Genomic DNA, 19314 nt, shown 5'->3' on the forward strand with positions numbered 1-19314 from the left:
CCTAGTTAATTTATGCGCCACATTGCTGCAAACTAGCATTGTCATGGGCGGCAGTTAGAGGGCCGTGTGTAGGGCTTTCATACAAGTTTGCCCCAAGGTTCACGCCGCCGCTACTTTTTGATTGAGTGTTGTCAGCAGAGCTTCGACTTTATCAAAACGCTGTTCGGTAGTTTCCATTGGGAATTCAAATCGTAAAGTGTCTGAGCCATCCAGTCGGTAGTGCTGTGGCGATTTTTGAATGAGTGTCACAAGTGTTAACGGATCGACCTGGGTCGAGCCGTTGAAAAGTACTCGTCCACGGTTTTCACCGGCTTCAATGCGCGCGACACCTAGTTGTTCAGCGCGGTGGCGAAGCCTAGTCTGGCGTATCAGGTTCTTCAAGGGCTGAGGAAGGAGTCCAAAGCGATCAATAAGCTCGACTTGTAGCTCCTTAAGTTCAGCGTCGCTCTGGGTGTTGGCGATACGCTTATACATCACCAGGCGCTGTTGTACGTCGTGAATATAGTCGTCTGGAATCAATGCTGGCAGGTTGAGGCTAATCTCGACACCGGTGTTGAAGGGGGCGTCAATGTTAGGCGTTTTGCCCGCACGGATAGCCTTGACCGCGCGATCCAGCATTTCCATGTAAAGCGTGTAGCCGATGGTTTCCATTTGGCCGCTCTGCTCGTCGCCTAGGAGCTCGCCTGCGCCACGTATCTCCATGTCATGACTTGCTAAGGTGAAACCAGCGCCGAGATCATCGGAGGCGCTAATCGCTTCCAGGCGTTTCACGGCATCTCGTGTCATTGCCTTGGGGGGCGGCGTTAGTAGGTAAGCATATGCTTGGTGGTGGCTGCGTCCAACGCGGCCACGCAGTTGGTGTAGCTGGGCTAGGCCAAACTTATCGGCGCGCTCAATCAGGATCGTATTGGCGCTGGGCACGTCAATGCCCGTTTCGATAATGGTAGAGCACACTAGCACATTGAAGCGACGATGATAGAAGTCTGACATGACTCGCTCAAGGCTGCGCTCGGGTAATTGGCCGTGAGCAACAGCAACCCGGGCCTCTGGCACCAGTTCGCGGATCTGTTCGGCAGCATTTTCAATCGTTTTTACTTCATTGTGCAAAAAGTAGACTTGTCCGCCGCGTAATATTTCACGCAGCAGCGCCTCTTTAATGACGCTGCTGTCTCGCTGTTGCACAAAGGTTTTGACCGATAAGCGGCGCGCGGGTGGAGTGGCAATAATCGAAAGATCTCGGATACCGCTCATGGCCATATTCAAGGTGCGCGGAATCGGTGTTGCCGTTAGCGTCAGAATGTCGATTTCGGCGCGCAGCGTTTTGAGTTTCTCTTTCTGTGCGACCCCAAAGCGGTGCTCTTCGTCGATAATTAAAAGCCCCATTTTGGGTAGCTCAACGCTTTTAGACAGCAGTTTATGGGTGCCGATTACGATGTCAGTTTGGCCATTTTTGATGCTTTCCAAGGTTTGCGTCATTTCCTTGCCGCCTGTGAAGCGCGAAATAAGGCTAATATTCACGGCGGTGTCGGCAAAGCGGTCGCGAAAGTTTTCAAAGTGCTGGCGAGCTAACAGTGTGGTGGGCACAAGCACCACGACTTGGCGACCGGTTTGAACGGCCAGGAATGCAGCGCGCATGGCGACTTCGGTTTTACCAAAGCCTACATCGCCACAAACGACGCGATCCATTGGCTGAGGAGAGATCATGTCGCTTATAACTGCTTCAATGGCGGCCTGCTGGTCAGGGGTTTCTTCAAATGGGAAGCTGGCAGAGAAACGAACGTATTCATCACCTGGCGTATCATAAATGAAGCCTTCCTGAGCCTCCCTCCGGGCGTAGATATCGAGTAGCTCAGCGGCAGTGTCGCGGATTTTTTCAGCCGCTTTACGACGTGCCTTTTCCCACTGATCTGAGCCTAACCGGTGCAGCGGAGCGAGTTCGTCATCAGCGCCGCTATAGCGAGAAATAAGATGCAGGCTGTCGACCGGGACATAGAGCTTGGCACCATCGGCATATGAAAGCGCCAGGAATTCGTTAGCTTGCCCGCCAGCTTCAAGGGTTTCCAGCCCCAGGTAGCGGCCGACGCCATGTGCTTGGTGAACAACCGGTGCGCCTTCTCGTAACTCAGATAGATGGCGCACGGCCAATTCGTTGTCGTCGGTCGCTTTTTCTCGCCGCCGGCTCTGGCGTACGACATCGCCAAAGAGCTCTGTCTCGCTGATCACTGCGACATTCGGTTCGCTAAGCCACAAGCCGCTGCCTACCAAACTTTCAGTAATGGCAATGCGGTCAGTGCTGCTTAAAAAGTCTTGAAAGCTGTCAATATGGGGCAGTTTTAAATTAAGCGGCGCCAATACTTCTTCTAATGCTTCTCTGCGTCCCCGCGACTCGGCAACAAACAGTACCCGCGTAGCTTGCTGCGCATCCAGAAAGGTAGCCAGTTCGTTAAGGGGTTGCTTGGCACGAGCGTTAATTGCCAGCGAGGGGAGTGCTTGGGCTTTCGGCGCCAGGGCATGGCGTTGCGTGTTGTCTTCGGTTAGTTCGATTCGCGGGCGAGCTTTGATCGCCGAAAAAACATCATTAACGGGAATGAAGGCGCGAAGAGGTGGTAAAAGGGGGCGTGTCGGATCAACACCCAAATTATCGTAGCGTGATTCAATAGACTGCCAGTGCTGCTCAGCTGCTTCGAATACACCTGGCAACAGTGCCACACGGGTGTCATCGGTAACGTGCTCAAATAAAGAAGCAGTTTCGTCGAAGAACAGTGGCAAATATTGTTCCAAACCCGGGGAGGGGATGGCTTTCAGTGCATCGTTATAGAGAGGGCACTGGCGCGGATCAACATCAAAAAGCGTTTCAAACTGTTCTCGGAAACAAGCAATGGCGCTGCGACTTAGCGAGTACTCATGAGCTGGGAGTAGCTCAATCACATCGACTTTATTGGTAGAGCGCTGATTGCCAGGGTCGAAATGGCGTAGCGTATCGATTTCGTCATCAAACAAATCGATACGAATTGGCTCATCCATGCCCATGGCGAAAAGGTCGATGATCGCGCCGCGCATGGCGTATTCGCCAGGCTCGTAGACCGTTTCTACGGCACGATAACCTGCCCGCGATAGCGATTCGCGAAATGTTTCCCGATTTAGCTTAGCGCCCGCTTTAAGCGTCATCACGCGCCCGGCAATGTATGATACGGGAGGCAGACGCTGCATCAGCGTATTGATTGGCACCAGCACAATACCGCGTACGCCATCCTGCAATAAGCGCAGCGTGCGTAGGCGTGACGAGATAATATCCTGATGCGGGGAGAAGCTGTCATAAGGCAGCGTTTCCCAATCTGGAAAGGGCAGGACGGGAACATTGCTATAGAATGCCAGATCCTGTTCCAGGCGCTGTGCGCTGGCAGTATTCGGCGTAATAACCAATAATGGTGCGCTTAACGCGACCTGAGCCAGCGCTAGGGCAGTTGCACTGCCCGGCGGCGCTGTTAGGTAGAGCGTGTCGCGAATCCCTTTGGGCTGGGGTGGTTCGAGCAGAGAAAAAGAGGACATAGTCACGGTATCGTTTTGCGCTGAAACGGAATCTGGATCATACACGATCAGTACTTTCAGGCAGAGGCCTGCGCAAAGCAACCACGAGTAGTTAAGTCAGTCTTGTGGTTTCGATACACTATTGTGGTTTGTAGTCAATCCGCTTTTTCTGTAATACCCCTACATGTTGTGCGACTATCCATTCATTGCGGCATGTTGGTAAGCCCAGGATAATGTTCTAAGAAATTTCTTTTCACTACCCAATGAGGCCGCACGTGAGTCAGCAAGCTCTCGAAAACGTTTTTCAGGAATGGCAAAGCAACGAAGCTCTGGCTGAGCAAATGATTCCACTGGTGGGCCAGCTGTATCGCCAAAACAATGTTGTCGCCACTATGTTCGGTCGCTCCCTGATTAAGCGGTCAGTTATTCGCATCCTCAAAGATCACCGCTTTGTACGCAAAATTGAAGGCACTGAGCTATCTGTTGAAGATACGTTCCCCATCGTAAAAGCGATGAGCGAGATGAACCTCGGGCCTGCTCATGTTGACGTTGGTAAGCTGGCCGTTAACTTTAAGCGCCAGGGTGGTAGTGATCTTGATGCTTTCCTGCGTAAAGAGCTTGCTGAAATTATTGATGGCTTTCAGCCGAATGGCAGTAAAGGCGAGCCTCAAGACGTCGTGCTTTACGGCTTTGGTCGTATTGGTCGTTTGCTGGCGCGAGTAATGGTTGAAAAAGCGGGCGGCGGTAATCTGTTGCGCTTGCGGGCCATTGTTGTGCGTGGCCGCGGTGATGTGGCAAAAGACCTCGAAAAGCGTGCCAGTCTGCTGCGTCGTGATTCGGTACATGGGCCTTTCGATGGCACGATTACCGTCGATGTTGAAGCGCGTACACTTATCGTCAATGGTAATGTGATTCAGGTTATTTACGCCGATTCACCGAGTGAAATTGATTACACCGCCTACGGTATCGACAACGCTGTGATTGTTGATAACACCGGTATCTGGCGCGACGAGGCTGGCTTGGGTCAGCATCTTGAGTGTAAGGGTGCTAAGAAAGCATTGTTAACGGCCCCAGGCAAAGGCGATATCAAAAATATCGTATTCGGCATTAACCATGAAACAATTGGCGATAATGACCGTATCGTGTCGGCTGCGTCCTGTACTACCAACGCCATTGTGCCAGTGCTAAAAGCGCTAAATGATGAGTATGGCGTAGTGACAGGGCACGTAGAGACCGTGCACGCCTACACCAACGACCAAAACCTGATCGATAATTACCACAAAGGCGACCGTCGTGGCCGTAGTGCGGCGCTGAATATGGTATTGACCGAAACAGGTGCAGCAAAAGCAGTCGCAAAAGCGCTACCTGAACTTGAAGGTAAGCTCACAGGTAACGCCATTCGCGTGCCTACGCCTAATGTTTCTATGGCTATTTTGAATTTAACCTTGGAAAAGGGCACCGATGCAGAGGCGTTGAACGATTACCTGCGTCGCGTATCGATTGATTCTTCCTACCAGAAGCAGATTGACTTCGTTGATTCAGCAGAAGTTGTATCGTCTGACTTTGTTGGCAATCGTCATGCGGGTATTGTCGATGCTAAAGCCACCATCGCAAACGGTAACCACGCCGTCGTTTATGTGTGGTATGACAATGAATTTGGCTATAGCTGCCAAGTTATTCGTATTCTTCAGCATATGTCTAATGTGAAGTTTTTGAAGCTGCCGCATTAAGCCGTTTGAGCATTAATGGCGTTTAAGCAGCAGTTAATGCGCTTTTAGCCGCTAAGTTGTACCAAAAGCCACCTCCGGGTGGCTTTTTTTGTGTTGAAAGCGAGATCAGCTCAAGCGTCTATAGCACTTTAGGAGGCTGTCAGGGATGTGGTCATTGGCCGCGCTTATCTTTATAATACGATGGATTTTTCGGGGTGGTTCAAGCGTGCTTGAGCCTGACTGGTAACAATCTGAACAGACAATAAAAATTTACTGAACAGAAATAAGCATTCGAACCCCTTACCTTCGTATATCCGATCCATCAACTGGGCGAGACTATGATCGAAGTCAAAAAAGGCCTGGATCTCCCCATCACGGGAGCGCCCGAGCAGCGTATTGAAGATGCGCGGCCTGTGCGCCACGTGGCAATCCTGGGCACCGACTACGTTGGCATGAAGCCGACGATGGAAGTTCAGGAAGGGAATAAGGTCAAACTGGGCCAATTACTCTTCACCGATAAGAAAATTGATGGTGTACGCTTTACAGCGCCCGCCAGCGGTGAAGTCGTGGCTATTAACCGTGGCGAAAAGAGACGTCTGCTGTCTGTCGTTATTAAAGTCGATGAAAATGAAGAAGCGATGACATTTGCTTCTCATGATCGTGACGCTTTAGGGCAGCTTGAACGTCAATCTGTTGTTGATCAACTGGTTGAGTCAGGGCTTTGGACTGCTTTGCGCACCCGGCCTTTCTCTCGCACGCCAGCTATCGACAGCACACCTACCGATATTTTTGTTACTGCTGTGGATACTCATCCACTCAGCGCTGACCCTGCGGTAGTGATTAACGAAAACTCCCAGGCATTTGAAGACGGCCTCAAGGTGCTAACCCGCCTGACCGAGGGCAACGTTTTTCTGTGTACGGGTGCTAATGCTTCCATTCCTGGTGGTAATGTCAGCGGCGTAAAGACTGAGAGCTTTGCTGGCCCGCATCCGGCAGGTTTGGTAGGAACGCATATTCATTATCTTTCACCGGTAGCCCTGCACAAAAAAGTGTGGCACATCGGTTATCAGGATGTGATTGCGTTTGGCAAGCTGTTTGTAGAAGGCAAGCTTGATACAAGCCGTATCATTGCTGTCGGCGGCCCGCGTGCTGAAAATCCTCGCTTATTGCGCACCCGTATTGGTGCCAGTACGGAGGAGTTGTTAGCAGGTGAGGTCATCAAACCCGATGACACCCGTGTTATTTCAGGTTCTGTGTTCTCTGGTGCTTCCGCTGAAGGGAGTCTGACTTACTTGGGACGTTTCCATAACCAAGTAAGCTTGCTCGAGGAAGGTAACAAGCGCACCTTCTTGGGATGGATGTCTATGGGTGCTAATCGGCACTCAATCATGGGCATTTACATTTCTAAGATTAAAGGCCTAAGCAATTATGCACCAACCACGTCAACCAATGGCTCTGAACGTGCCATGGTGCCGATCGGTGCATATGAAGCCATTATGCCTCTGGATGTTATGCCAACACAGCTGCTACGCACGCTGATCGTGGGTGACATTGAAGTTGCCATGCAACTTGGGTGTCTTGAGTTAGACGAAGAGGATTTGGCACTGTGTACCTATGTTTGCCCAGGCAAATACGAGTACGGCCCTATCCTGCGTGACAATCTCACCATGATCGAGAAAGAGGCCTGATGATGGGTATTCGACAAACACTCGATAATCTCGAGCCGCACTTCCATAAAGGTGGTAAGTACGAAAAGTTCTACCCGCTCTACGAAGCGGTAGATACTATTTTCTACTCGCCCCCCAGCGTTGCTAAAACCACCGCCCACGTGCGTGACGGTATCGATCTAAAGCGCATCATGATCACCGTTTGGCTGTGTACTTTCCCGGCGATGTTCTTCGGTATGTGGAACGCAGGCTGGCAGGCCAACACCGCCATTGATGCAGGCTATGCCTCAATGAACGGTTGGCGTGAAGCGATCATGATGACCCTGGCGGGTGGACATGATCCCAGCAGCTTATGGGCTAACTTTGTCCTTGGTGCGACCTACTTCCTGCCTATCTATCTTGTCACCTTTGCGGTGGGTGGTTTTTGGGAAGTACTGTTCGCAATCAAACGTGGTCATGAGGTTAACGAAGGTTTCTTCGTCACCTCGGTACTGTTTGCGCTGATTCTGCCGGCGACTATTCCGCTTTGGCAGGTTGCTCTGGGTATCACCTTTGGTGTGGTAATCGGTAAAGAGATCTTCGGCGGCACGGGTAAAAACTTCTTGAACCCCGCGCTTACTGGCCGTGCGTTTCTTTACTTTGCCTACCCAGCGCAAATCTCAGGGGATGCCGTATGGGTAGCCGCTGATGGCTATACGGGTGCAACTGCGCTCTCCATGGCGTTCCAAGACGGTATGACAGCACTGACTGATACCATGAGCTGGTGGGATGCTTTCCTTGGCTTTATCCCTGGCTCAGTGGGTGAGGTCTCGACACTGGCGATCTTCATTGGTGCGGCAGTACTGTTGTGGACGCGTATTGCATCATGGCGAATCATGCTGGGTGTTCTTCTGGGCATGGTCGTCACCAGTACGCTGTTTAATCTGATTGGTTCTGATAGCAACCCCATGTTCGCAATGCCCTGGTACTGGCATTTGGTGATTGGTGGCTTCGCTTTCGGCATGGTGTTTATGGCAACGGACCCGGTGTCTGCTTCCATGACTAACCAGGGGCGCTTGGTGTTTGGTGCGTTGATCGGTGTGATGACCGTTCTGATCCGTGTGGTAAACCCCGCCTTTCCTGAGGGCATCATGCTGGCCATTCTGTTCGCTAACTTATTTGCGCCGCTGATTGACCACATGTTCGTCCAGGCCAATATTAAACGCCGTCTCAAGCGGACTGGCGTAGCGGCCGAGGAGAATGCCTAATGGCACAAGGTAACAACTCCATCAAAAAGATCCTAACCGTAGCGTTTTCGCTGTGTATCGTGTGCTCGGTAATCGTTTCGACGGCTGCCGTTGCGTTGCGACCCATGCAGCAGCTCAACCAGGAATTGGATCGTAAAACCAACATTCTTAACGTAGCGCGCCTCTATGAGCCGGGTATGGATGTTGAGGAAGCGTTCCGCACGCAAATCACGGCACGTGTCGTTGAGCTGGATACCGGTGAGTACACCGATCAATTCGACCCAGCTACCTTCGATGGCTTCGAAGCATCTCGTGATCCTGCAACGGGTCGTACGCTTTCCGGTGATCGCGACATTGCAGGTCTGTCTCGTGTTGAGAACTTTGCGACGGTTTATCTTGTCGGTGATGCTGAAAACCCCGAGCAGATTGTTCTGCCCATTCGTGGGCAAGGACTATGGGGCCGCATGATGGGCTTCCTCGCGGTTGAAGGCGACGGTAACACTATCGTCAGTATCACCTACTACGACCATAGCGAAACGCCCGGTCTTGGTGCTGAGGTAAATAATCCGCGTTGGCAAGCTCAATGGGAAGGTAAGAAGATTTACGACGAAGAGGGCGACCTCTCACCGGAAATCCACCTGACCAAAGGCGGCGCAAGCAACGAGCACGAGGTTGATGCGCTTTCTGGTGCAACGCTAACCAGTAACGGCGTGACCAACATGCTGCAGTTCTGGTTCAGCGAAGAGGCTTTCGCTCCGTATTTGGCTAACTTCCGTAGTGGTACTGAACCAGAAGATGCCGAAGACACCGATACCGACTTCGACGACGTTGAGGGGGCCTGATCATGGCGGATGTAAATGCAAAAAGTGTTTTAACGGCGCCGATTTTTAAGAACAACCCCATTGCGCTACAAATTTTGGGGATCTGTTCTGCTCTAGCGGTTACCACCAGCATGAGCGTATCGCTGGTAATGGCGCTAGCGGTTATTTTTGTGACGGCCTTTTCGAACCTGTTCGTATCGTTGATCCGGAACCATATTCCGTCTTCGATCCGTATCATTGTTCAAATGACCATTATTGCGTCGCTGGTTATCGTGGTTGACCAGATCCTTAAAGCTTACGCTTATGAAATGTCTAAGCAGCTGTCAGTATTTGTGGGTCTGATCATCACCAACTGTATCGTAATGGGCCGTGCGGAAGGTTTTGCGATGTCCAATACGCCGGGCATGTCGTTCCTTGACGGTATCGGTAACGGCTTGGGCTACGGCTTTATCTTAATGGTCGTTGGCTTCTTCCGTGAGTTACTGGGTGCTGGCAGTCTGTTTGGCTTTACCATTCTGCCAACAGTGCAAAATGGTGGTTGGTATGTGCCCAATGGTCTATTGCTCCTGCCGCCTTCTGCCTTCTTTATTATCGGTTTGCTGATCTGGGTTTTACGTTCAGTCAATCCTGAGCAGGTAGAAGAGAACGAGTTCAAAATGAAGCACAACACCAAGCCGAAGGAGGCCGTGTAACATGGAACACTATCTAAGCCTTTTCGTTGCTTCGGTTTTTGTTGAGAACTTGGCACTGGCCTTCTTCTTGGGGATGTGTACATTCCTGGCGGTATCTAAGAAGGTTTCCGCTGCATTTGGCCTCGGGATTGCCGTTATTGTCGTACTGACAATCTCGGTTCCGGTCAATAATCTAGTGTTCAACCTACTGCTGGCTGAAGGCGCTTTGTCTTGGACTGGCATAAGCGGTGCTGAAAACATCGATCTTTCATTCCTGGGTCTGCTGAGCTACATCGGCGTTATTGCCGCACTGGTTCAGATTCTGGAAATGTTCCTCGATAAATATGTTCCTGCGCTATACAACGCGCTGGGCGTATTCCTGCCGCTGATTACCGTTAACTGCGCCATCCTAGGTGGCGTACTGTTCATGGTTGAGCGTAACTACAACTTCGGTGAATCCGTAATCTACGGTTTCGGTTCTGGTGTTGGCTGGGCGCTTGCAATTACAGCGTTGGCTGGTATCCGGGAAAAGCTGAAGTATAGCGACGTGCCTGGCGGTCTTCAGGGTCTTGGCATCACGTTTATTACCGTTGGCTTAATGTCGTTGGGCTTTATGTCCTTCTCAGGCATTCAGCTTTAATCGGAGCCGGTTTTCTCGGCAGCTCAGGCTGCCGAGGTACAGAAACCTTCAGCAATAGGAAACCGACATGGTTGATACATCTGTCATCTTGCTCGGTGTTGTCATGTTCACGGTCATCGTTATTAGCTTAACGGCGATCATTCTGGCAGCGCGCAGCAAGCTAGTGAGTAGCGGGGACGTGACGATTGAAGTCAACGGCGACCCCGAGCACACCCTGCAGACTCAGGCTGGTGGTAAGCTTCTTAACACCCTAGCTGCAAACGGAATCTTTCTTTCCTCTGCCTGTGGTGGCGGCGGTTCTTGCGCTCAGTGTAAGTGCCGAGTAGAAGAGGGCGGCGGCTCCATTTTGCCGACGGAAGAATCTCATTTCACTATGCGTGAAAAGAAAGAAGGCTGGCGTCTGTCTTGTCAGGTTCCTGTGAAGCAGGACATGAAAGTAGAAGTGCCTGAAGAAGTCTTCGGCGTTAAGAAGTGGGAGTGTGAAGTTACCGCGAACCCCAACGTCGCGACCTTCATTAAAGAGTTGAACCTGAAGCTGCCCGAAGGCGAGGAAGTTGCCTTCCGCGCCGGTGGTTATGTACAGCTGGTAGCGCCGCCTTACGATATTAAGTTCGCCGATTTTGACATCGAAGAAGAGTATCGTGGCGATTGGGAAAAATTTGATATGTTCAAAATTTCCCATAAGAATAACGAGGAAGTTATCCGCGCTTACTCCATGGCTAACTACCCGGATGAGAAAGGCCTCCTCAAGTTCAATATTCGTATCGCGACGCCGCCTCCGGGCACAAGCCACCCGCCGGGCCTTATGTCGACCTACGTCTTCAATTTGAAGCCGGGCGACAAAGTGACCGTTATGGGGCCGTTTGGCGAGTTCTTTGCCAAAGACACAGATGCGGAAATGATCTTTGTCGGTGGTGGTGCGGGTATGGCGCCAATGCGTAGCCACATTTTCGATCAGCTCAAACGCTTGAAGTCAGATCGTAAAATTACTTTCTGGTACGGTGCGCGCTCTTGGCGTGAGACCTTCTACAACGAAGAGTATGATCAGCTAGCCGAAGAGTTCCCGAACTTTGAGTGGCACTTGGCGCTTTCTGATCCTCAGCCAGAAGATAATTGGGAAGGGCCGACAGGCTTCATCCACAATGTATTGTACGAAAACTATCTGAAGGACCACCCAGCTCCGGAAGATTGTGAGTACTACATGTGTGGGCCGCCCATGATGAACGCGTCTGTTATCAAGCTATTGCTCGATATGGGCGTGGAGCCGGAAAACATCCTGCTGGATGACTTCGGCGGTTAACAATGTGATTGTGTAAGTTGCCTTCGGGCATGAGCGGGGCTGGCCTTTTGGTCAGCCCCGTTTGTATGTGAATGGTTGAAAAACGATGAGTTGCCTGATCATTTTGAAGTGGCTGAGGTACAATAGGTATTAAAATTCTACGGCACTTAACGACATGACCGTTGTCGGCAGGTGAGCAGTTAATGCAATGCTGGGAGGTGAACATGACAATCTGGCTACTGGTATTTGGTTTTATGGCGCTGGTAATGACGGCAATGGCCGTTGGCGTCTTAATGGGCCGCAAACCTATTGCGGGTTCCTGTGGTGGATTAAATCAGTTAGGCCTAAAAGAAGGCTGTGACATCTGCGGCGGCAAAGATGAGGTTTGCGAAGAAGAAAACCGCAAGCGTGGAAGCGTACGTCGGCGTAGTGATGAAAGCCGTGGAGCTGACCTAGGTTATGACGCAACACGTCGTTAATCTAGCCATTGGCTGCTCAGACGCTCGCTTACCGCGAGCGTTTATGTAAATGCCATTGTTGAGAGCGCTTTTAAGTCAGGAATAAGGAGATCCAAGTCGTATGGCCGTTCACAATTACGATGTTGTGGTGATAGGTACTGGTCCCGCTGGGGAAAGCGCTGCTATTAACGCCGCAAAGCATGGCAAGCGAGTGGCGATTATTGAAAAGCAGGCCCAGGTGGGGGGTAACTGCACCCACTGGGGAACGATCCCTTCAAAAGCGCTGCGCCATCAGGTCAAACAGATCATGGCGTTCAATACCAACCGTATGTTCCGCGATATCGGTGAACCCCGCTGGTTTTCTTTTCCTAAAGTGATGGAGCGCTCGCGTGGCACCATCGATAAACAGGTCGAAATGCGCACAACGTTTTACGCGCGCAACCGCATTGATCTGTTTCATGGTGTAGCGCGTTTTAAAGATGAGCATACCGTGGTGGTGCGAGACCGGCAGGAAGGTGTGGAAGAGCTGGTAGCCAAGAAAATTGTTATTTCTACCGGCTCTCGGCCTTATCGTCCGGCGGATATTAACTTTCGTCATCCGCGCATTTACTGCTCTGATACGATCCTCAGCCTTTCCCATACCCCGCGGACACTGGTGATCTTTGGGGCAGGTGTTATCGGTTGTGAGTACGCCTCTATCTTTTCGGGTCTTGGCGTTAAGGTTGATTTGATCAACAACCGCGATAGCCTGCTGTCATTTTTGGATGATGAGATCAGTGATGCGCTTTCCTACCATCTGCGTAAACACGGTGTGCTGATCCGCCATAACGAAGACTATAAAAGTGTCGAAGGTGACGACGCGGGCGTAACCGTAAACCTGAAGTCGGGCAAGAAAATCCGCGCCGATGCGTTTCTTTGGGCGAATGGCCGTACCGGTAATACCGATAGCCTTGGACTTGAGAACATTGGCTTAGAGGCAAACGGCCGAGGCCAGCTTAGCGTTGATGAGCACTACCGCACCGCGATTGCGCATATTTACGCTGCCGGCGATGTGATTGGTTGGCCGAGTCTCGCCAGTGCTGCCTACGACCAGGGATTAAACTCGTGTAACGAGCTACTGGAAAAAGAGTATCGCTTCGTTAGCGATGTACCCACTGGGATCTACACGATTCCCGAAATTAGCTCTTTCGGCCCCAACGAGCGTGAGCTGACGGAAGCTAAAGTGCCCTATGAAGTAGGTAAGGCCTTCTTTAAAGATACTGCGCGTGCGCAAATCACCGGCGATACAGTGGGCATGCTGAAGATTTTGTTCCACCAAGACACGCTGGAGATTCTGGGTATCCATTGCTTTGGTGACCAAGCGTCGGAAATTCTACACATCGGCCAGGCGATTATGCAGCAGGAAGGTGAGGCGAATACCGTGAAGTACTTCGTTAATACCACTTTCAATTATCCAACGATGGCAGAAGCGTACCGAGTGGCGGCGCAGAATGGCTTAAACCGAGTGTTTTAAAATATTTTAAGCATGGGGGCTATGCCCCCCATGCTTACACCTCACAAACCATCCAGCAGTTGCTGAGCGCGTGGCTGCCAGTCACCGTCTAAGGCGGCAGCCTGAGTGAGTGCTTCGCGCGCACCTTCGCTATTTTCTTGCTGAAGCCTGAGTATGGCGACATTGAGCCATGCAGCGCCCATGGCAGGGTCAAGCTGTGTGGCTGATTCGAAGGCTTCCAGCGCTGCTTGAGGTTGTTGATCGGCGTATAGCGCATTGCCGAGTGCAAATTGACCCAGCGGATGAGCAGGGAAGCGTTCTGCAAAGACTTGCCAGCTGGAAAGTGTTGCTACAGGCCCATGCTGCTCCTCGTAAGCGCTAATGGCCTCCAGCGCATTGCGGGCGGTGACGCCTTCGGGCAGGCTGCCAGGTTCACTAACCACAAATCCCCAGCGCTCACTGCGTGCCCAGGTAGCATCAAAGCGGCTAAACGACATCGTATGCCGTTCGATTTCGCCACTACGTAAAATCAGCGTTTCATTAGCTAAATCAAAACCAATGGCTACTGCGTAGTGCCACATCGGGAAAGCTGGCAAGGCGAGGTTTTGCATCACCACTACAGGGTCACCTGCCTCCAGGTGGCCAAGCAATGCATCCATGGTGCCACGAACGGGAATCGCCAACTGCTTATAACGGCGCACAGTGGCTAGCATTTCAGGTTGGACGCTACCCTCTCGCCCAGGCAGAAATACCTGTGGGATTAACTGCTCAAGCCCTGCATCTACCCCCTGGTGATTGAGCACCATTGCCAGCGTTGCTGGGCCACACTGATACGCCGTCTGGGCGTAAAACGGTACTTCGGTCAGCTCAGTTTGCGGTGCTAGGCTAGCCTTAGTGCTTTCTAGCAGCACTGGGCTTCTGGCGCAGCCGCTAAGCAGAGTGGACAGCAGTAGGGCAAGCAGTAAAACGCCCGCAAAGCGGGCGTTTAAGAGGTGTTTCATCATGGTTGTCAAATCAGCGAGTGAACGGATAAACATCGGTCAGGCCGAGAATGTCAGTCACCAGTAGGATAACAAATACCGCAAACAGGGCGCCGATCACGCCGGCGCCGGCAGGCAGCTGTTCGAGTTGTTCGGCCATTTGCTGTGCTTCTGCATCGCTTAGTGCGGCAACGCGGGCTTCAACGTCATCTACATCGACACCCTGCTTGAGCAGCTCTTCTTGCACATCTGCACGGGCGAGAATTTCATTGATACGCTCGCGGTCAGCACCTGCGCGGTCGCCGGCTAAAACAGATTGCGTAGAGACTAATTCTGTCGCGGCAGCGTCCATACTCTGCGGGGCTGTGGGCGCAGCGGCAACAGGTAGGCTGGTAATGACTAACGCAGCGATCAGTAAGCTTGAGAGGTAAGCGCGCACTTTTTTCATTGTCTTCATCCTTAGACGTATCGGGGAGCAAGGTGATTTATAACTTGAATCAATAGTATAGAAATAAACCGTAGTGGATTTAAGGCGAAAACGAAAAGTACTAATTATTTGCACTAATGCGGTAGGTCCAAGGGGATTCAGCTAACAGCCCCTTAGCACCCGCCATGGTCATGGCTAGGTCATGAAGACCTGGCCATAAGGGCACCGCAGAAGCTCCTTTTACAGCAAGATCTAACCGTTGGGCCATCAGCAGGAGTTTGTGTAAACGTTTCATTGATAGGCGACTGATCGCTTTTTGATAAGCGGGGCGGCGTTTATCAAAAATCATTGGTTTCTGGGTTTTACACGCGTGCTCAAAGCTTTGTCCCTGATCCAAATGCTGGTGCAGCGAAAGCAGGGTGCGTAGCTCGCGACTGAGTGCCCAAAGCACGATGGGGGCTTCAACCCCTTCACTGCGCAGCCCATTAACGATACGCGAGGTACGGCTTGGCTCTCCTTTTAAACAGGCATCCGCAAGGTTAAACACATCAAAGCGAGTGCTGTCTTCCACGCCTTGGGCGATGCTTTCAACATTAAGGCGAGTGTTAGGTGGATGAATCAGCGCCAGTTTTTGCAGCTCTTGGTCAGCGGCCAACAGATTACCTTCGGTACGCTCACCCAATAAGCGAGCCGCTTCTAGGTCAATTTGCAAACCATGCAGCGATGCGCGATCCCGCAGCCAGTAGCCTAAGCGCGAAGCATCGACGGGCCATACAGGTACAAATAAACCGTGTTTATCGAGTGCTTTAAACCAAGCGCTTTTTTGTTGCTTGGCGTCTAACTTGCCCATGCTGATTAGCAACAAGTCGTCACTGCCATCCATCAATTCAGCATACTGTGCCAGTGCTTTATTGCCATCTTGGCCGAGTTTGTGCGTCCCCAGCCTAAGTTCCAGAAGCTTATTAGAGGCAAATAAAGAGAGGTTGCTGGCGGTTTCCAGCAGCCGACCCCAGGCAAAGTTAGGCTCTACATCAAGCACTTCCCGCTCTTCAACACCCGCTTGCCGCGCGGCTGAGCGCACGGCATCACAGGCGTCACGATGTTGCAGTGGCTCATCACCGGCAACAATCACCACCTTAGGCAATTTTTTTGCTAAGGCCGCGGGAAGCTGATCCGAAAATACCTTCACTGAATGGCCTCAAGGTTCGCCAGTCTTTCGACAATGCGCTCAGCCAGTTGCCGCGTTAGCGTTTGTTCCGCTTCTTGAAAGAGGGTTTCGCGATTGAGTAGATCATCATCGCTGACCCGAATGCGTGTATCGGTCGTTATCGTTGCATTATTAAGCACATAAGCATTGTCCTCTCGCTGCTGTACGGAGAGAGACGTGCTTAGCGTTAGCTCATGTTCTTGGCTGGCACGCCCTTCGCTGCCAATACGGCGTTGGCGAAGCGTCGGTGAGCCCAGCGTGACCCGCCAGGGAGCGCCATCAGAAACCTCGCTGCTTTGCTGTAGTAACCGGATGCGTAGCTGTTGGGCCAAGGCGCTTTTGTCGTCGCCCTCTAGTGACAGAGCAGGCAGGCGCGGCATCGAATCTGAACCGCGCAAGCGAAACCCGCAGCCGCTGAGCAACACCGCCGCTGAGGCGGCGATGCTGGTAGCGAGGAAACGACGGCGTGTAACGTGTTGGGATGGTTTCATCCACTCACCACAATGTTAACCAGCTTGCCGGGTACAACGATGACTTTACGAACCGTTTTACCTTCCAGATGGCGCTGGACGTTTTCGTTCTCCATCGCCAGTTGCTCGATGGCGGCTTTATCTGCGCTGGCCGGGGCTTCTAGGCGCGCGCGCAGCTTTCCGTTCACTTGCACGACGAGTTCGATACTGTCGCGAGTGAGCGCGGCTTCATCCACCTTCGGCCACTGGGCTTCAATGGCGGGCTGGTCATAGCCTAATTGTTGCCACAGCGTGTGGCACAAGTGCGGTGTAATGGGCGCCAGCAGCAGCACACATGCCTCAAGCGCTTCGCGGCTGACCGCTAAGCCGAGCTCGGACGTGTCGTCGAACTTGGCCACTGCGTTAGAGAGTTCCATGACTGCGGCAATGGCGGTATTAAAGGTGGTGCGGCGGCCAATGTCATCACTGGCTTTCTTGATTGTCTCGTGGGTCTTACGACGCAGCGCTTTTTGGTCGTTGTTTAACGCATCAACCGTCAATTCGCCCGGTGTGCCAGCAGCAAGGTGCTCGGTCACCTGACGCCAAATCCGTTTCAAGAAGCGGTGCGCACCTTCAACGCCTGAATCCGACCACTCCAGCGACTGCTCGGGCGGTGCGGCAAACATCATAAACAGACGGACGGTATCAGCACCAAACTTGTCGATCATCGACTGAGGATCAACACCGTTGTTTTTCGATTTTGACATCTTCTCGATGCCGCCCATCTCTACCGGCAGGCCGTCGCTGATCAGAACAGCACTTAACGGACGACCTTTCTCATCGCGTTTGACTTCTGCGTCGGCGGGGTTGAACCACTCCTTACCACCATTATCTTTAAAGCGGTAGAAGGTTTCCGCGATGACCATGCCTTGGGTGAGCAGTTGCTGGAACGGCTCATCGGAATCCAACATGCCGAAATCGCGCAGCAGTTTATGGAAGAAGCGGGCGTAGAGCAGATGCAGAATCGCGTGTTCGATACCGCCGATATACAGGTCAACGGGCAGCCAGTAATTGGCGCGCTCGTCCAGCATGGCTTCGTGGTTATCCGCGCAGCAGAAGCGGGCGAAGTACCAGGACGATTCCATAAAGGTATCGAAGGTATCGGTTTCGCGCACCCAACCATCGCCTAGTTCAGAAAACTCGGGCATCTTCTTCAGCGGTGAACCGGAAGCATCCACGGTGACTTCCATGGGCAGTGCTACCGGCAGTTCATCATCGGAGAGCGGCACGGTTTGGCCTTCCGGGCCGTATTTCACAGGAATTGGCGCACCCCAATAACGCTGGCGAGCAATACCCCAGTCACGCAGACGGTAATTGGTTTTTACTTCACCACGGCCAAGCTCAGTAAGCTTCGCGGCAATCGCATCAAACGCCGCCTGGAATTCCAGGCCATCGAATTCGCCGGAGTTAATCAGCGTGCCGTGCTCAATATAAGCACCTTCGGAAATATCCGGCTGGTTGCCGTTGGCATCGGCCACCACAGGCTTGAGTTCTACGCCGTACTTGGTGGCAAATTCCCAGTCGCGCTGGTCGTGGGCAGGTACCGCCATCACCGCACCGGTGCCAAATTCCATTAAGACGAAGTTGGCCACAAACACCGGCACTTCATCGCCGGTGAGCGGGTGAATCGCTTTGTGCCCGGTGAGCATGCCCAGCTTTTCTTTGGTGGCCATTTCGGCTTCCGACGTGCCACCTTTGGCGCACTCGTCACAAAATGCTGCCAGTTCGCTGTTTTGCGCGGCAGCCTGCTTAGCCAGCGGGTGACCAGCGGCGACGGCCACGTAGGTGACACCCAGCAGCGTATCCGGGCGGGTGGTATAAACCGCCAGCGGCTCGCAGGCGCTACCATCTGCCGCCTGAATATCAAAGGTCATCTCAACGCCGCGGGATTTACCAATCCAGTTGCGCTGCATGGTTTTGACCTCTTCGGGCCACTCGACATTATCAAGATCTGCCAGCAGCTCATCGGCGTAGTCGGTAATTTTCAAGAACCACAGCGGGATCTCTTTACGCTCTACCGGTGCACCAGAACGCCAGCCGCAGCCGTCAATCACCTGCTCGTTAGCCAGTACCGTTTGGTCAACCGGGTCCCAGTTCACCGTGGACATTTTCTTATAGACCAAGCCTTTTTCGACCAGCTTGGTAAAGAACCACTGCTCCCAGCGGTAATAGCTGGTATCGCAGGTAGCGAATTCGCGGCTCCAGTCGTAGGCAAAGCCAAGTGCCTTCAACTGGTTACGCATGTAATCAATGTTTTGATAGGTCCACTTCGCGGGCGGCACCTGGTTTTGAATCGCGGCATTTTCCGCAGGCATACCGAACGCATCCCAGCCCATGGGCTGCATGACATTTTTACCCTGCATGCGCTGGAAACGGGACACAACGTCGCCGATAGTATAGTTACGCACGTGACCCATATGCAGCTTGCCGCTGGGGTAGGGGAACATGGATAGGCAGTAGAACTTTTCGCGGTTAGCGTCTTCTACTGCTTTGAAGCACTGGTGTTTATCCCAGTACTGCTGAGCGTCACGTTCAATCTCACGGGGGCTGTAATGTGCGTCCATCGGTGTTTTCAATGCCTTGGGGTAATTCGCCCAAAAAGGGCGCAAAGTGAATAATGGATGACGGCTGTCAGATAAGTAACGTCGATTGTATCCTATGCAGGTGTATCCTTGAACGGTTAGCCGATGATAGGCCGCA

Annotated in this window: 15 protein-coding genes; 9 read left to right on the forward strand and 6 right to left on the reverse strand. The window is 52.3% G+C overall.

The annotated features are described in order from the left end of the window. Nucleotides 1-99: 99 nt before the first annotated feature. Complete coding sequence (gene mfd / locus NDQ72_08800; GenBank protein WKD30023.1) at nt 100-3549, reverse strand: transcription-repair coupling factor; 3450 nt, start codon at nt 3547-3549, stop codon at nt 100-102. 254 nt (nt 3550-3803) lie between these two features. On the opposite strand from mfd, the gene NDQ72_08805 reads away from it, so the two are divergent. The 9 genes from NDQ72_08805 (at nt 3804) to sthA (ending at nt 13512) form a co-directional block, all read left to right on the forward strand. Beyond that, nucleotides 3804-5258, forward strand: coding sequence for a glyceraldehyde-3-phosphate dehydrogenase (locus NDQ72_08805; protein WKD30024.1), 1455 nt, complete (start codon nt 3804-3806; stop codon nt 5256-5258). Nucleotides 5259-5575: 317 nt separating this feature from the next. Then, nucleotides 5576-6925 (forward strand): Na(+)-translocating NADH-quinone reductase subunit A, encoded by a 1350-nt coding sequence (locus NDQ72_08810; protein WKD30025.1) that lies wholly within the window; start codon nt 5576-5578, stop codon nt 6923-6925. Continuing rightward, nucleotides 6925-8151 carry an NADH:ubiquinone reductase (Na(+)-transporting) subunit B gene (locus NDQ72_08815; GenBank protein WKD30026.1) on the forward strand — a complete coding sequence of 409 codons (1227 nt, stop codon included), beginning with the start codon at nt 6925-6927 and terminating at the stop codon, nt 8149-8151. Before NDQ72_08810 ends, NDQ72_08815 begins: the two co-directional genes overlap by 1 nt. Next, a complete protein-coding gene (locus NDQ72_08820; GenBank protein WKD30027.1) occupies nt 8151-8972 on the forward strand; it encodes a Na(+)-translocating NADH-quinone reductase subunit C in 822 nt (273 codons plus the stop codon). Before NDQ72_08815 ends, NDQ72_08820 begins: the two co-directional genes overlap by 1 nt. A gap of 2 nt (nt 8973-8974) precedes the next feature. Continuing rightward, nucleotides 8975-9643 (forward strand): NADH:ubiquinone reductase (Na(+)-transporting) subunit D, encoded by a 669-nt coding sequence (locus tag NDQ72_08825; GenBank protein WKD30028.1) that lies wholly within the window; start codon nt 8975-8977, stop codon nt 9641-9643. Between the two features lies 1 nt (nt 9644). Beyond that, nucleotides 9645-10262, forward strand: a complete 618-nt coding sequence (gene nqrE, locus NDQ72_08830; GenBank protein WKD30029.1) for an NADH:ubiquinone reductase (Na(+)-transporting) subunit E — start codon at nt 9645-9647, stop codon at nt 10260-10262. A gap of 67 nt (nt 10263-10329) precedes the next feature. Beyond that, nucleotides 10330-11562, forward strand: coding sequence for an NADH:ubiquinone reductase (Na(+)-transporting) subunit F (gene nqrF / locus NDQ72_08835; protein ID WKD30030.1), 1233 nt, complete (start codon nt 10330-10332; stop codon nt 11560-11562). A gap of 203 nt (nt 11563-11765) precedes the next feature. Continuing rightward, nucleotides 11766-12020 carry a (Na+)-NQR maturation NqrM gene (gene nqrM / locus NDQ72_08840; protein ID WKD30031.1) on the forward strand — a complete coding sequence of 85 codons (255 nt, stop codon included), beginning with the start codon at nt 11766-11768 and terminating at the stop codon, nt 12018-12020. Between the two features lie 100 nt (nt 12021-12120). Further along, the gene (gene sthA, locus NDQ72_08845) at nt 12121-13512 is read left to right on the forward strand and encodes a Si-specific NAD(P)(+) transhydrogenase (protein WKD30032.1); all 1392 of its coding nucleotides are present in this window, start codon (nt 12121-12123) and stop codon (nt 13510-13512) included. A 41-nt stretch (nt 13513-13553) separates the two neighbouring features. Here sthA and NDQ72_08850 read toward each other — a convergent pair whose 3' ends face one another. The 5 genes from NDQ72_08850 to leuS form a co-directional block, all read right to left on the reverse strand. Continuing rightward, nucleotides 13554-14492: a PA2778 family cysteine peptidase gene (locus NDQ72_08850; protein ID WKD30368.1), complete on the reverse strand. Its 939-nt coding sequence runs from the start codon at nt 14490-14492 to the stop codon at nt 13554-13556. A gap of 13 nt (nt 14493-14505) precedes the next feature. Then, nucleotides 14506-14919, reverse strand: coding sequence for a PA2779 family protein (locus NDQ72_08855; GenBank protein WKD30033.1), 414 nt, complete (start codon nt 14917-14919; stop codon nt 14506-14508). A gap of 100 nt (nt 14920-15019) precedes the next feature. Then, complete coding sequence (gene holA / locus NDQ72_08860) at nt 15020-16087, reverse strand: DNA polymerase III subunit delta (GenBank protein WKD30034.1); 1068 nt, start codon at nt 16085-16087, stop codon at nt 15020-15022. Next, nucleotides 16084-16596, reverse strand: a complete 513-nt coding sequence (locus NDQ72_08865) for a twin-arginine translocation signal domain-containing protein (protein ID WKD30035.1) — start codon at nt 16594-16596, stop codon at nt 16084-16086. The genes holA and NDQ72_08865 overlap by 4 nt, the downstream gene beginning before the upstream one ends. After that, entirely contained in the window at nt 16593-19178 is a 2586-nt protein-coding gene (gene leuS, locus NDQ72_08870) for a leucine--tRNA ligase (GenBank protein WKD30036.1), read from the reverse strand. Before leuS ends, NDQ72_08865 begins: the two co-directional genes overlap by 4 nt. Nucleotides 19179-19314 lie beyond the last annotated feature (136 nt).

This window comes from Halomonas sp. KG2 (assembly GCA_030440445.1).
GTDB lineage: Bacteria > Pseudomonadota > Gammaproteobacteria > Pseudomonadales > Halomonadaceae > Vreelandella.

Excerpts from the sequence above, each read along its gene's own strand:
- leuS (WKD30036.1), bottom strand. The coding sequence starts at position 19,178 with ATGGACGCACATTACAGCCCCCGTGAGATTGAACGTGACGCTCAGCAG.
- nqrE (WKD30029.1), top strand. The coding sequence starts at position 9,645 with ATGGAACACTATCTAAGCCTTTTCGTTGCTTCGGTTTTTGTTGAGAAC.
- nqrM (WKD30031.1), top strand. The coding sequence starts at position 11,766 with ATGACAATCTGGCTACTGGTATTTGGTTTTATGGCGCTGGTAATGACG.
- NDQ72_08825 (WKD30028.1), top strand. The coding sequence starts at position 8,975 with ATGGCGGATGTAAATGCAAAAAGTGTTTTAACGGCGCCGATTTTTAAG.
- NDQ72_08865 (WKD30035.1), bottom strand. The coding sequence starts at position 16,596 with ATGAAACCATCCCAACACGTTACACGCCGTCGTTTCCTCGCTACCAGC.
- NDQ72_08810 (WKD30025.1), top strand. The coding sequence starts at position 5,576 with ATGATCGAAGTCAAAAAAGGCCTGGATCTCCCCATCACGGGAGCGCCC.
- sthA (WKD30032.1), top strand. The coding sequence starts at position 12,121 with ATGGCCGTTCACAATTACGATGTTGTGGTGATAGGTACTGGTCCCGCT.
- NDQ72_08815 (WKD30026.1), top strand. The coding sequence starts at position 6,925 with ATGATGGGTATTCGACAAACACTCGATAATCTCGAGCCGCACTTCCAT.
- nqrF (WKD30030.1), top strand. The coding sequence starts at position 10,330 with ATGGTTGATACATCTGTCATCTTGCTCGGTGTTGTCATGTTCACGGTC.
- NDQ72_08855 (WKD30033.1), bottom strand. The coding sequence starts at position 14,919 with ATGAAAAAAGTGCGCGCTTACCTCTCAAGCTTACTGATCGCTGCGTTA.
- NDQ72_08850 (WKD30368.1), bottom strand. The coding sequence starts at position 14,492 with ATGAAACACCTCTTAAACGCCCGCTTTGCGGGCGTTTTACTGCTTGCC.
- mfd (WKD30023.1), bottom strand. The coding sequence starts at position 3,549 with ATGTCCTCTTTTTCTCTGCTCGAACCACCCCAGCCCAAAGGGATTCGC.
- NDQ72_08820 (WKD30027.1), top strand. The coding sequence starts at position 8,151 with ATGGCACAAGGTAACAACTCCATCAAAAAGATCCTAACCGTAGCGTTT.